Genomic DNA, 12497 nt, shown 5'->3' on the forward strand with positions numbered 1-12497 from the left:
CGGCCCCTCCTGCCGGCGTCTTGTTACACCCACTCGCCCGCGCGCATCACCGGCTCGGCGGCACCGGAGGCGGTGATGCCGTCGACATCGACCTCGCCGGAACCGATCATCCAGTCGATATGGATGAGGCTCGCATTGGCGCCGCGCGCCGCAAGCTCGTCGGGCGTCAGGTTGGCGCCGTTGATGAAGCACTTGGAATAGGACTGGCCAAGCGCGATGTGGCTGGCGGCGTTCTCGTCATAGAGCGTGTTGTAGAACAGCAGCCCGCTCTTGGAGATCGGCGAGGAATGTGGCACCAGCGCCACCTCGCCCAGCCGGCGGGAACCCTCGTCGGTGTCCAGCACCTTGTTCAGCACGTCGGCGCCGGTGCGGGCGCGAGCCTCGACGATCCGCCCGCCCTCGAAGCGCACGGCAATGTCCTGGATCAGCGTGCCCTGGTAGGACAGCGGCTTGGTGCTGGCGACATAGCCGTCTACCCGGCCCTTGTGCGGCGTGGTGAAGACTTCCTCGGTCGGAATGTTGGCGTTGCAGACGATGCCATTCTTCGCCTGCGAGGCGCCGCCTGCCCATTCATGCTCATCGGCCAGGCCGACGGTGAGGTCCGTGCCGGGCCCCCGGAAGCGCAGGGCGGCGTAGCGCTGGCCGTTGAGCCGCGCGGTGCGCGCCTGCAGTTCCGCGTTATGCGCCGCCCACGCCGCCACCGGGTCGGGGGCATCGACGCGCGAGGCGGCGAAAATGGCGTGCCAGAGCTTGGCCACGGCGATGTCTTCGGGGTCGTCGGGGAACATCGCCTTGGCCCAGGCGGGAGAGGCAAAGGAGACGATGGTCCAGTTGATGTCGAAATTGGCAATATGGGAGAGCGCCGGCATATAGGCCTTCGACCGCGCGCGGTTGGCGCGCGACACCTTGTCCGGGTCTTCATGGGCCAGCAGCGAGGGGTTCTCGCCGGAAATGGCGAGCCGCGCCGCGCCTGCGCCGAAGGCCTTCGCCATGCCCTCATAGAGCCAGGCCGAGGCGGTGTCGAAACTGTCGTCGGGCGCGTTGCGGAAGCGCATCAGCGTCGCCTCCTCGTCGCTGAACAGCGTGGTGACGAGGCTGGCACCGGCCTTGTAGGCGTGCTCGGTGATTCGGCGGACCAGCGGCAGCGCGTCCAGCGAGGCCGTCATCACCAGTTCCTGCCCCGGCTGCAGGCCAAGCCCGACATGGACGGCGACGGCGCCCAGCCGGTCGAGCCGTTCCTCATGCGAGAGGAGTTCCGTTGGGGTGGCGGTGTGTTTGGTCATGCTGGTCTCCGAAAGGCGCGGGTGGCCCGGCGCCATTGAAGAAAGCCGCGACACCGCCCGTCAAGCCGCATCGGCTTACAAACGAAAACGGGCGAGCCCAAGGCTCGCCCGTTCCGTGACTATTTGCAGGGGGATCAGCGCTCGCTGCGATCGTTCACCCGCTCCTGATTGATGATGGCCTGATCGCCGCGCATGTACCACGGGTCAGCATAAGAGGGCTCGTAGCCATAGGACGGGCCAAGCGGCGCGCGCACCGGAGCGTTGTAGACGGGCCCACCATAATAGCGCTCACCCACATAGGCGTTGCGCCCTTCATAGACCTGGCCGCGATAGCTCGGGTCGGCGAAAGCGGTGCCGGCCGCACCGGCGGCGAGAATGCCCAGAGTAGCAGAGGCAAGAAGAAGCTTACGCATGATGTCATCTCCGTCGTCTTCAGGCTTTTGCTTCTAGACCGGAACGTGAATTCCGATCCGTTCGGGCTGACAACGGCGACGCAGCGAAAAAGGTTCCGTTCACGACTTTGCGCGCGGCAGAACGCTCAAGACAACAGAAGGCGAATGCATGCCGCCCGGCTCTCGCTACCACCCAATCAAACGGTTGGCGACGGTGCCGGCCAGCAGGGCGGCAGCCAGGCTGACGGCGAGAGCGACCGCCACGGCGCGCCGCGTGCGCCGCTGCAGATCGCGGTTGCGCACGGTGAAGCTGAGCGCTGCGACGGCTTGGGCGATGGCTTCCTCGGCACTGGCGCCGACGACGCGGCCATCAGCCACGATCATCAGGTTTTCCGTCTTGCCCCAGTCCTCGACCAGATACCCCTCCCCGTCCCGCCCATCGGCACCGGACGGGTGGCGTTGCTTCAGCGGGCGGGAATCGGCGGACCAGAGGAACACCGGCGTGCCGCGCGCCTCGGCATAGCCGATCTCGAACGCCGTACCCGGGTCCATATGCGTGCCGCGAAACGGGGTAATGTTGGCGATCACGGCATCCGCCGCGTCGAGCATCTCCAGGCAGGCGCGGCGAATATCCACACCTTCGGCGTGCAGGGGAAAAAGCCCTTCGGCACCCGATGCGGCGCAGAGCTCCCGCAACCGCTCCCCCTCTTGGGCGGCGTCGGGCCGAAAAACCTCCGGTCCGGCGAGATAAAGACGAAGAAGCCGGGGCATGGGCAACTCGGGAGAGGCGCGCCGCCGGGACAGCGCGCTGCGAGGATGGCGACCGCGGCTGGGCTCGAACCAGCGACCTGCCGCTTAGAAGGCGGCTGCTCTATCCAGCTGAGCTACGCGGCCCACTCGCTCCCGCCGGGCTCGTGGTCAGTGGGTCCACTGGCCGACGCGGCGGAAGCTGAAATTGTCGGAATAGGCCATACGGCGGCGGGCCGGCTCCTGCGGCTCGTGGAGCTGATAGGCGATGCCGTGGCGCTCGGCATAGGCCACCGCCTCTTCCTTGGTGTCGAAGCGCAGGCGCACCTGGCTCTTCATGTCGCCGGAGCTGGTATAGCCCATCAGCGGCTCCACCAGACGGGGCTGCTCCGGCTCATAGTCGAGCACCCAGAGCTTGGTCCGGGCGTTGCCGGACTGCATGGCGGTCCGGGTCGGCTTGTAGATGCGTGCGACCATTTCCCTCGCTCCCTTGCCGCGACCGCCGCTCCGCCGTTCCGGCTCGTGGCGGGCCCGCGCCTTGCCCGCCCTGATTAAGGCGCTCCAAACGTTCTGGCAATGGCCGCCCGCCGGCTTCCCCCATCCGCCGCCGGTCTTCGGGTCCGGCACGCGGAGGGCCCGCGCCCGGCAGGATGTCGATACCGCGCCGTCGCATAGCATTCGCCAGCTCGCGGACAGCACTTCCCGATCATCGCTACAGCAATCCACCTTCTGCCTACGTCGTCATCTGCGGTGCTGCGCGGGCGTTGCGTCGCGTCAAAAACGTAACCAACCCTGACTTTTGCTGTCCGTCGTCCTATATAGGGAGAGCGTCGTCGTTTGCGGCGACGATTTTTACCATTCGAGCACACCATAGGATTGGACAGGATTTGCAGGTTCTCGTACGCGATAACAATGTCGACCAGGCTTTGAAGGTTCTGAAGCGCAAGATGCAGCGCGAGGGTATTTTCCGCGAGATGCGCGCGCGCCGTGCTTATGAGAAGCCCTCCGAGCGCCGCAACCGCGAGGCCGGCGAAGCCGTTCGCCGGGCCCGCAAGGTGGCGCGCAAGCAGGCGGTGCGCGAGGGGCTGATCGCCGCGCCGAAGAAGAAACCCTCGACCCGGCTGGCTCCCGCCCGCGCACCCGCCGCACCGGCGCCGGCTGCCGATTAGCGGCGCGTGCCGTCTTTCGCCTCTCGACGTTGAAAGGAAACGACCATGAGCCATCCGCTCCCCGCCTCCGCCCACCCCGCCGCCGCCGATGAGACGGTGGCCCGCCCGGCCATGACCCGGATGGAAAGCAAGGCCGAGGCGATTTCGCGCGCGGCGATGGAAACGATCCAGCAGGAAGTCGCCCGGCGTGAGGCCAAGACCGCCCAGCTCCGGGCGGCACGTCTGGCGAAGGAAGCCAGCGAGCGCGCGGCGCTCGCCGCTAAGCCGGCGCCTGTCAAACGTAAAGCAGCGTCGGCGCGCTGAGGCGGGGCCGGCAGCTAACCGCGCTGCGCCATCTTGCCGAGCGGGACCCTTCTGTGCCATCTGACAGCGGCCCGGCCTTCCGGGCTGGAAAGAAGGGTCCCGTCCGGCGGGAACACACCTTGTCGGGGCATAGCGCAGCCCGGTAGCGCGGAAGTTTTGGGTACTTCAGGTCGCAGGTTCGAATCCTGCTGCCCCGACCAGACCACCCTGTCAGCGACGTGACGAGTCCCCGGTGGTGGCCGCCTCGCCGCCATTTGCACCCGCGTCATCCTCCACCGTCGCGCTATAGCGCGCCATCACGCTCGTCACTGCCTCCGCCCACAGCGCGGCGCGGTTGAGCGGATTCGGCGCCGTGGCGACCTTCTTCTGGCCGAAAGCCGATCCCTCGACGCCCGCGCCTTCGACGATGCGGCGGCAGATCGGGCGGTCATAGCCCTCCATCCCGGTCGCATAGGGAGCCATGGCCCGGCTGCGCGACAGCCGCGCGATCGAATGCGGATAAAAAGCCCCGATACATGGCAGAGGAACATGGGCGAAGCCGACCCGCAGACGGAACTCACCCAGGCTTTTGCCGAAGAGGGTCCGCACCGGGAGGCCGGAGGGAACGTTCGACTGCCTCTCCCAGATACTGTCCCCCCACGCGCCGGTGAAAAGCATGGTGTTTCCGAGGTGCGGCTCGAAGTTCACGAAGGCGATGTCGTCGCCATGGCCGGCGGTGGCGAGGAACTCCAGAGCCTTCGCCCGCAGTTCGCCCTCATAGGCGAAGCGCAAGGTGGGGATATGGCTCCCGGCGGCGTGGCCGACTTCCCGGACATGCATTCCCAGCGCCTGCGCGATGTCGGTGCCGCAATCGTCGCCGCCGCCCACCTCCACCCGCATGGTCAGGGCCTCCCGGCAGCCGCGCTCCGCCGCGAGCGCCGCCACGGTGGGCGAATCATAGCCGCGCGAAACCGTGACGACCGGCGCCAGCGGCACGCGCCGCAAGGGCGATTCCGCGTTCTGCCGCAGCGCGGTGACGGCATCGCCTAGCATCCGGCGATAGGCGTCGAAGTCGCGGTACCGCCGCCCGGTGTAGCGCTGGGTGATGACGATCTGTCCGGCGGCTGAGACGGTGAAATTATTGTGCCCCAACCGCAGCAGCACGAAATCGCTGCTGGAGGCGATCACCGGGTTGCCCCAGGCCGCGCCCAGCCGGGTGGCCGCATGGGTGTTGTCGACCGCCTCTGCCTCCACGACCGCGAAGAAGGGATGGCCCGGCGCGATGCCGGCAGCGGCCAGGCAGAAGCACAACGAGTTGGAGATGTGGTCCACCCCTCTGCGACGGTCCCGCAGCAGATAGATCGCTTCCAGAAGGTGCTTGGGCGGCAGGAACAGCGGAACGGCGCCGAACAGGGCACCGGAGCCGAAATGGCTGGCCTGCTCCAGCCCGCCGCTATCGCCGAACGCACCGGTCCACACGCCCTCGAAAAGGCCGCCGTCGAACAGTTCGACCCCCTGCCCGCCGCTGAAGGCGAAGTGCGCGCCCTCGCGGCGGCACAGCCAGGCGAGCGGCGGAAGCTCCTGCCGCTGCGTCACCTTATAGGTCGGCGCCGAGGCTTGCCCTCCGACGGTGAGGGCGGCGAGACTTTCATTCTGCTGGGCGATGCCGCGCGCGAAGGCGCGCCGGTCGGCCGCGAGCGAGGGCAGTCGCAGGTCATTGACATATTGGCGCGCCGCACCGCGGAGCCGGGCAACACCCGGAAACCGCGACCGCACGTATCTTCGGAGGTTTCTGGCCAGCCCCATCTCTGCAACCCCTACCCGCAACGGTTGCTACCACATGAGGCGTCAGGCGGGAACGGTATTGCGATAGGCGCGGAAATGCGCTCCGAGGCGTTTCCGGCCGTCCTGTTAGCGCTCGCGGAACAGCCGGTACTCGACGCGGTCGCCGACGGCGATTCCCTTGGCGCGCACGGTGCCGGCGGGAAGTTCCAGCACCGCCCGCACCGGTGGGCCGGAGGAGATGGTCTCGGTGGACAGCGGCACCGTGTCGGTGGCGATGCTGGCGATCCGCCCGTCGGAGCGGATGAACAGCATGTCGAGCGGGATATAGGTGTTCTTCATCCACATATAGATCGGCTGCTCGACGCCGAAATCGAACAGCATCCCCGCATCGGGCGCCAGCTCGGTCCGGTACATCAGTCCTTTGGAACGCTCGGCCGGCGTCACCGCCAGTTCGATATTCACCGCGAACGGCCCGGTTTTGGTGAGGATGTTGAGCTTTTCTGCCGCCGCGCCGGCCGGCAGCAGGTTCGCCAAAAGCAGGGCGGCGAGGGCAAGAACGGGCGCCAGCCCACGGAAGTACCGGCCCGCGAGGGCAAAGGCGTAGCTGATGCGCGCGCTTGTCATGCGTAAACGACGCCGGGCGGCGCCTTCCCTAGTGAGACGACGGGGTGGCGGCACCATCGGGCCGCACTTCGGCGGCCATAAGGCCTTTCGGCCCCGGCCCGAAGCGCACCAGCACCATCTGCCCGGGCCGCAGCTCGGCGAGGCCGTGCCGGCGCAGCGTCTCCATATGCACGAAAATGTCCTCGGTGCCCTCCCCGCGCGACAGGAAACCGAAGCCGCGCAGACGATTGAACCACTTCACCCAGGCCCGCTCGAATCCGCCGACCGGCTGCACCGTCACATGGGTGCGCGCCTGCGGCAGCTGCGAGTGATGCACGGCGGTGGTCTCGTCCATGGAGAGCACGCGCAGCGCCTGGAAGCCGCGTTCACGCGCCACCACCTCGCACACCACGCGCGCGCCTTCCTGCGCGGTGTTGAAGCCGCCGCGGCGCAGGCAGGTGACGTGCAGCATCACGTCGCCGCTGCCATCGTCCGGCACGACGAAGCCATAGCCCTTGGACAGGTCGAACCATTTGATGGCGCCGGCGATGAGAAGGACCTTGCCCTCCTGACCCTCGCCCGCCCCGGCGTTGTCGTCCGGTTGGGCGCGCGAATCCGTTCCCGTGCGCGGCAGAGACCCGTCCGATACCATCGGCTGCCAACCTCCAGGAAAGCCCGCTCGCCCCATCGGGCGAAAACCATGATTCCGAGGCCGAAGCATAGCATCCGGCGCTGCCACGAAAACACCGAAATCGATTCGCGGCGCGATTCCCGTCTCACCGATGCAACGCGGCATCGCACACCGCGCCGATATCGGCGTGGATCACCAGATCGGCGAGATCGTCGAGCTCGGTCGGCTCGCGATTGACGATCACCAGCCGGGCGCCGGCGCGCTTGGCCTGTACCGGAAACCCGGCAGCAGGCCATACCACCAGCGATGAGCCGAGGACGAGGAACACGTCGCAGGCCCCGCTCAGCCGCTTCGCCCGCGCCATGGCCTCGGCGGGCATGGGCTGGCCGAAGGAGATGGTGGCGCTCTTGATCGGCCCGGCGCAGGCGGGGCAATCGGGTGCCGCCTCCTGTTCGGCCTCGAAGCGCGCGCGCACCCAGCCGAGCTCATAGCGCGTACCGCAGTCGAGGCAGGTGGCGTAGGTGCTGTTGCCGTGCAGTTCCACCAGATGCGTCTCCGGCACGCCGGACGCCTGGTGCAGCCCGTCAATATTCTGGGTGATGATGCCGCTCAGCCGCCCTTCGCCGAGCCAGTGCGCCAGCGCCCGGTGGCCGCGCCCCGGCCGGGCGCCGGCAAAGGCGGGCTCCATGGCGAATCGCCGCCGCCAGGCTTCGGCCCGCATCGCCGCGCTGGCGCGAAAATCCTGGTAGTCGATCGGCCGGTTGCGGGTCCACAGCCCGCCGGGCGAGCGGAAGTCGGGAATGCCGCATTCCGTGGAAATGCCCGCCCCGGTAAAGGCGACGCCGGCCCGCATCTGCGCCAGCACGGCACGCAGCGCCTCGCCCGCCGCCTTGATGTCATCGCCCGCCATCATATGTTGCCTTCACCCGATCCGTGGACATCGCGGCTCCAGCCCCCGAGAGGACTCATGAAGTACCTTCACACCATGGTGCGCGTCACCGACATCGACGCCTCGCTGGATTTCTACTGCAACAAGCTGGGGCTCACCGAGGTCCGGCGCAAGGAATCGCCGCAGGGGCGCTTCACGCTCATTTTCCTCGCCGCGCCCGGCCAGGAAGGCGTCGCCGAAATCGAGCTGACCTATAATTGGGACCCGGAGACCTATGGCGAAGGGCGCAATTTCGGCCATCTCGCCTTTGAGGTCGACGATATCTACGCCGCCTGCCAGAAGCTGCAGGAGGGCGGCGTGACCATCAACCGCCCGCCGCGTGACGGGCGCATGGCCTTTGTCCGCTCGCCCGACAATATCTCGATCGAGCTGCTGCAGAAGGGCGAGGCGCTGCCGCCGCTGGAGCCGTGGACCTCGATGCCCAACACCGGCAAGTGGTGACAACAGGCTGAGCCGGCGGGCCGGCACCGCCCTGCCCGGCCGTCGGCAGCACGGGGCCGGTCGACCGTGGCCCGATCCGACCCCGGCGCTTGGCGCGGGCGGCGGGCTGCCAGCGCTCGTTGGCTGCCCAGGAGGGGCATAGGGCATTTTGTCGGTCGGAAGCGATGCCTGTGGATGACGCCGGCGGGGCCATCTTGCGCGCCGCCGCGCGTCACCCTATAAGGCACCCGCCTGCGCGCCCTTCGTCTATCGGTTAGGACGCCACCCTTTCACGGTGGAGAGAGGGGTTCGACTCCCCTAGGGCGCGCCAGCATCGTCGATCCTTGAATGTGGCCGGGCCGGAAATCGCTGTTTCCCGCCGGCATTACGCGGCCCGGATCGCAATGGCGCGCGCCGCGTTAAGCTCATCTGCTTGGTCGAAGCGAACGATACCGGCGGCGGCGCGCAGGGCGGTCATCCCGTAACCGCACGTCACAGGACGTGCATGCCTTCCTGGCGCAGCTAGAGAACGCAAACAGCGTCCATCCGTGTCCATGCAGCGACAGGAACTCTGGCCCGGTGCGCGCCTGTGTGTCGGCCGGCGTGGGTGTCCTTAACATGTCATGAGCCGCGCGCGTTCCCGCAGCGGCCGGAGCGCCTTTCGCCACCCCGGCGGGAGAAAGCCTGTCTGCCATCCATGCCCTGGCTGCCTCGCCGGTGAGCGTGAGGCATTGGAGCCGCTCGCCGCGGACCGTGAAAGGCTTACCCCGTCCAATCGGACGGGTGCGATCGTCGTCAGTCGGCCGCCCAAACGTCCTGGAGGTAGCGGTGCGCGGCTTCCAGCTCGGAGATGGCTGAGGCGCCGAGGATGTCGGTCAGGGTCGCGCGGACCGCGGGAGCCATGGTGCGGGCATTGCCGCACATCAAGATGGTGGCCCCGCGCGCGACCAAGTCCTTGACCGTGGCGGAATGGGCCCGCAGCAGATCCTGGACATAGGTCTTGGGTGTGTCCTCGCGCCGCGAGAAGGCGACCGCGAGCAGGGTCAGCGTGCCTTCGTCCCGGTACGCCTCCAGTTCCTCGCGGTAAAGGTAGTCGTCCTCGTTCCGGCAACCGAAGAACAGCAGGATCGGCCCCACCTCAGCGCTGCTCGCCTTCAGCGCGTGCCGTTCCTGGATGAAGCCGCGCAGAGGCGCGAGGCCGGTGCCGGGACCCACAAGGATGAGCGGCGCCAACGGATCCTTCGGGAGACGAAAGGCGCTGCCCATGTCCTTCACAACCACGCGCAGCGTCGTGCCCTCGGCGCAGTTCGCCAGATAGGCGCTGCACAAGCCGTCATGCACGGATCCGTCCGCGCCGTCGAAACGGTGTCCGCCGACGGTGAGGGTGCAGGTGTCCGGCGACAGCAACGGCGAGGACGAGATGGAATAGTAGCGGGGTTTCAGCGCCGGCCGCACGCTGAGCAGCGTGGCAAGATCGAGGGCGACAGAGGGAAGTTGCGCGAGGAGATCCATCACGCGTGGCTTGCGCGCGGCAAGGTTGGGAAAATCGTCCAGCCACTGGGCGATCCGCGCCTGGTCGGGCGGGCATCGGGCGGCTTTTGCCCAGGCGCGCAGGTCGCGCCGCGTCACCGGGCCGGCAAGGTCAACGTGGTCCGAGAGCAACTCGCCCAGCCGCATCGGCACGCCGAAGGGCAAGCCGCTCTCCTGCTCCGCCTCCGGCGTCAATGCGGTGAGAAGCACCGTCGTCTCCGCCGCGAGACCGCACCGCGCGGCGGCTGCGGCGACGAGGGCCGGCGGATTGCAGGGGAAGACGCCGAGGTGATCGCCGGCGGCATAGGTGGTGCCGCCCGGCAGGGACACTTCGAGATGGCGGGTCGAGCCCAGCGCGCCGGGCGCCTGCAGTTCCCGGTTAACGCGCACCGTGCTTGGCACGGCGTTCTGGTCGAGCGGTGTGCGGCGGCGGGGCGTGGCCCCCGTCGCCGGGCCGGCGAAATTCACCACCTCCACCTTGATCGCCGGCGTTGCCGCCGCCTCCTCATCCCCAGGAGATCCGGCGAAGCTGACGTCGAGCACATGCCACAGACCCGCCGTCCAGCTTTCCACGGCCGCCTCGAAGTCGCCGTCGGCGTCGGCCGCGCCGGGCTCCAGAAGCGGCGTGCCGCCGCGCGCCCCGAGACCCTCGGCGATGGCGCGGGGAAACTTCTGGAAGGTCTGGCGCCACTGGGCGTTGCCGCAGCCCAGCACCGCAAAGCGCACGGCCGCGCAGGCGTCCGGCGGGGCCGATTCCAGCCAGCGGGCGAAGCGGGCGGCATTGTCCGGCGGCGCGCCATTATAGGTGGAGGTGACGACGATCACCGGCCCGTCTGTCAGCCAGGGTTGGCCCACCTGCGCATCCAGCTCCGCCACGCGCGCGGCAAAGCCCCGGCTGGCGGCATCCCGCGCCAGCGCAAGGGCGATGTCGCGGCAGCCGCCCATGTTGGAGCCGTAGAGCACGCTCATGGGCCGACCCGCCGCTGTTGTCGCGGCGGGAACCGGCTGGTCCTTCGGCGCGTCCGCTTTCGCCGGGAACCGGCCTTTCACCTCTGGCCGCCGTTCCAGCAGCATCTCCAGATGGTCCGGCTTCACGGTCAGCGCCTGCTTGTTGTGCAGCACGTAGTGCGGGTCGCGCGGCCGGGCCGTGTAGCGCTGCACGAAGCGGGCGAGCACCATGCGCGCTTCGAGCAAGGCGAACTGGAAGCCGATGCAGGAGCGGATTCCCATGCCGAAGGGATGATAGGCATCGCGATGGTGCTTGCTCTCCTCGCCCGGGAGGAATCGGTCGGGCCGGAAGCCGTGCGCATCCGGCCCCCAGAAGCGCGGATTGGTGTGCAAGGCCGTCAGCGACACGAACATGCGCTCACCCGCCTTCACCTCGTAGCGTCCGTTGCCGACGGTGGTGTCGCGCGTCACGTAACGCGGGAACATCGGCACTGGCGGGCACAGCCGCAGGGCCTCCTTCAGCACGCGCTGGGTGTACTCCAGCCGGCCGCAATCCTCATAGGTCGGGACATAGGAGAAGTCGCGGCCAAGCACCTGATCCACCTCGGCGATCAGCTTCTCGAGCGCCTCCGGGTTCTTCCAGAGATAATAGAGCGCGTAGGAGAGCATGCCGCTGGTGGTTTCATGCCCCGCGATCAGCAGGACGATCAGCTGGCCGCGAATATTGTCGTCGGGCAGCTTCAGCCCGGTCACGCGGTCCGGCGTCGTGAGCATCACCTGCAGCAGGTCCGTCGGCACGGCGGCACCCGCTTCCATCAGGGCACGCCGCTCGCGGATGATGGCGTTCACATCGTCCAGCATGATCTTGTCGGCGGCGGCGCGCTGGCGGCGAACCTCGTGGTAGAAGACTTCCGGCAGGAGGCGCTTAGGCTCCTGCATGGCATCCACCAGAACCCGATTCATGGCCTCCACGAACGGCGGCAGCGCCGGGGAGTCGATGGCATCGTACCGCTTGTTGAAGGCGGCGTAGGAGATGGCCTCAAAGGTCATCCGCGTCATCAGATCGGTGACGAGGAAGCTCTCATCAGGCCCTAGCCGGTCGAGATGGGCCAGCAGGTCGTCCGCCACCTCGACGATGCGGCCATAGTAGTTCTTCAGCGCCGTGGTGCCGAAGGCAGGGGCAAGAATGCGGTGCGCGCGATGCCACAGCGGATCATCGTCACTGGCGGTGAACAGCGCGCTGCCAACGCTCTTTGCCGCGAGATTGCCGAGGCCGCCACGGCCCTCCACCACCTTGGCGAATATGTCGGGCGCCGCGTTCATTTCCGAGACGATATCGGCATCGGCGCAGAAATAGGCCCGGCCGCCCGGGGCCTTGAAGGCGAAGAAGTCGCCATATCGGGCATGCAGATCGGCCATGGCGCCCACCAGACCATCCGCATGGTGCAACTCAGGCAGGTTTCCGACGATGGGGTAGGGTTTGGGGCCGGGGACGGCCTCGTGCCTCCCCTCCCCTTCGGCGGCATCCACCACCAGCGTGAGCCGCGTCCCGTCGGGCACACTGTCATCCAGCGCGACCACGATCCCGTCCGCCGTCTCCACATGGAAGGCGGCGCCGGCCGGCAGGCGCGCGGCGCTACGGACGGCCTCCCGCACCGCCTCCGGACCGGCGCCGGGAAACCAGCCGGCGCGGGCCGGGCCGTTCGACGTTTCCAGCTCGACGGTCTTCAGCGCAGGAGGGATCTCGTTGACGGGCAT

At 68.0% G+C, this 12497-nt stretch carries 12 protein-coding genes and 3 tRNA genes; 5 read left to right on the forward strand and 10 right to left on the reverse strand.

Annotation, left to right across the window (positions count from 1 at the left end; all coding sequences use genetic code 11):
- Positions 1-23 precede the first annotated feature (23 nt).
- The 5 genes from ACP2AH_RS00995 to ACP2AH_RS01015 form a co-directional block, all read right to left on the reverse strand.
- Positions 24-1283: an aminopeptidase gene (locus ACP2AH_RS00995; RefSeq protein WP_425104121.1), complete on the reverse strand. Its 1260-nt coding sequence runs from the start codon at positions 1281-1283 to the stop codon at positions 24-26.
- A 134-nt stretch (positions 1284-1417) separates the two neighbouring features.
- A complete protein-coding gene (locus ACP2AH_RS01000; RefSeq protein ID WP_425104122.1) occupies positions 1418-1696 on the reverse strand; it encodes a hypothetical protein in 279 nt (92 codons plus the stop codon).
- A 165-nt stretch (positions 1697-1861) separates the two neighbouring features.
- Positions 1862-2446 (reverse strand): nucleoside 2-deoxyribosyltransferase, encoded by a 585-nt coding sequence (locus ACP2AH_RS01005; protein WP_425104123.1) that lies wholly within the window; start codon positions 2444-2446, stop codon positions 1862-1864.
- 46 nt (positions 2447-2492) lie between these two features.
- Positions 2493-2569, reverse strand: a tRNA-Arg gene (locus ACP2AH_RS01010).
- A gap of 24 nt (positions 2570-2593) precedes the next feature.
- The gene (locus tag ACP2AH_RS01015) at positions 2594-2899 is read right to left on the reverse strand and encodes an ETC complex I subunit (protein WP_425104124.1); all 306 of its coding nucleotides are present in this window, start codon (positions 2897-2899) and stop codon (positions 2594-2596) included.
- 410 nt (positions 2900-3309) lie between these two features.
- Here ACP2AH_RS01015 and rpsU point away from each other — a divergent pair, with 410 nt between their 5' ends.
- From rpsU to ACP2AH_RS01030, 3 genes are all read left to right on the forward strand, one after another.
- A complete protein-coding gene (rpsU, locus tag ACP2AH_RS01020) occupies positions 3310-3591 on the forward strand; it encodes a 30S ribosomal protein S21 (protein ID WP_425104125.1) in 282 nt (93 codons plus the stop codon).
- Between the two features lie 45 nt (positions 3592-3636).
- Complete coding sequence (locus tag ACP2AH_RS01025; RefSeq protein WP_425104126.1) at positions 3637-3894, forward strand: hypothetical protein; 258 nt, start codon at positions 3637-3639, stop codon at positions 3892-3894.
- 123 nt (positions 3895-4017) lie between these two features.
- Positions 4018-4094: transfer RNA gene (locus ACP2AH_RS01030), tRNA-Pro, on the forward strand.
- A gap of 10 nt (positions 4095-4104) precedes the next feature.
- Here the strand turns inward: ACP2AH_RS01030 and ACP2AH_RS01035 are convergent.
- The 4 genes from ACP2AH_RS01035 to ACP2AH_RS01050 all read right to left on the reverse strand — a co-directional run bounded on the left by ACP2AH_RS01035 (position 4105) and on the right by ACP2AH_RS01050 (position 7805).
- A complete protein-coding gene (locus tag ACP2AH_RS01035; RefSeq protein ID WP_425104127.1) occupies positions 4105-5649 on the reverse strand; it encodes a hypothetical protein in 1545 nt (514 codons plus the stop codon).
- Between the two features lie 135 nt (positions 5650-5784).
- On the reverse strand, positions 5785-6282 hold the full coding sequence (locus ACP2AH_RS01040) for a DUF192 domain-containing protein (RefSeq protein WP_425104128.1): 498 nt from the start codon (positions 6280-6282) through the stop codon (positions 5785-5787).
- Positions 6283-6310: 28 nt separating this feature from the next.
- Positions 6311-6913 (reverse strand): cold-shock protein, encoded by a 603-nt coding sequence (locus ACP2AH_RS01045; protein WP_425104129.1) that lies wholly within the window; start codon positions 6911-6913, stop codon positions 6311-6313.
- A gap of 124 nt (positions 6914-7037) precedes the next feature.
- Complete coding sequence (locus ACP2AH_RS01050; RefSeq protein WP_425104130.1) at positions 7038-7805, reverse strand: SIR2 family NAD-dependent protein deacylase; 768 nt, start codon at positions 7803-7805, stop codon at positions 7038-7040.
- Between the two features lie 54 nt (positions 7806-7859).
- Between ACP2AH_RS01050 and ACP2AH_RS01055 the strand changes: the two genes are divergently transcribed.
- Together ACP2AH_RS01055 and ACP2AH_RS01060 are read left to right on the forward strand one after the other, a co-directional pair.
- The gene (locus ACP2AH_RS01055; protein ID WP_425104131.1) at positions 7860-8282 is read left to right on the forward strand and encodes a VOC family protein; all 423 of its coding nucleotides are present in this window, start codon (positions 7860-7862) and stop codon (positions 8280-8282) included.
- Between the two features lie 235 nt (positions 8283-8517).
- Positions 8518-8592, forward strand: a tRNA-Glu gene (locus ACP2AH_RS01060).
- A gap of 464 nt (positions 8593-9056) precedes the next feature.
- On the opposite strand, the gene ACP2AH_RS01065 is transcribed toward ACP2AH_RS01060, so the two are convergent.
- Positions 9057-12497 (reverse strand): bifunctional cytochrome P450/NADPH--P450 reductase, encoded by a 3441-nt coding sequence (locus tag ACP2AH_RS01065; RefSeq protein WP_425104132.1) that lies wholly within the window; start codon positions 12495-12497, stop codon positions 9057-9059.

This window comes from Ancylobacter sp. (genome assembly GCF_965249975.1).
GTDB lineage: Bacteria > Pseudomonadota > Alphaproteobacteria > Rhizobiales > Xanthobacteraceae > Ancylobacter.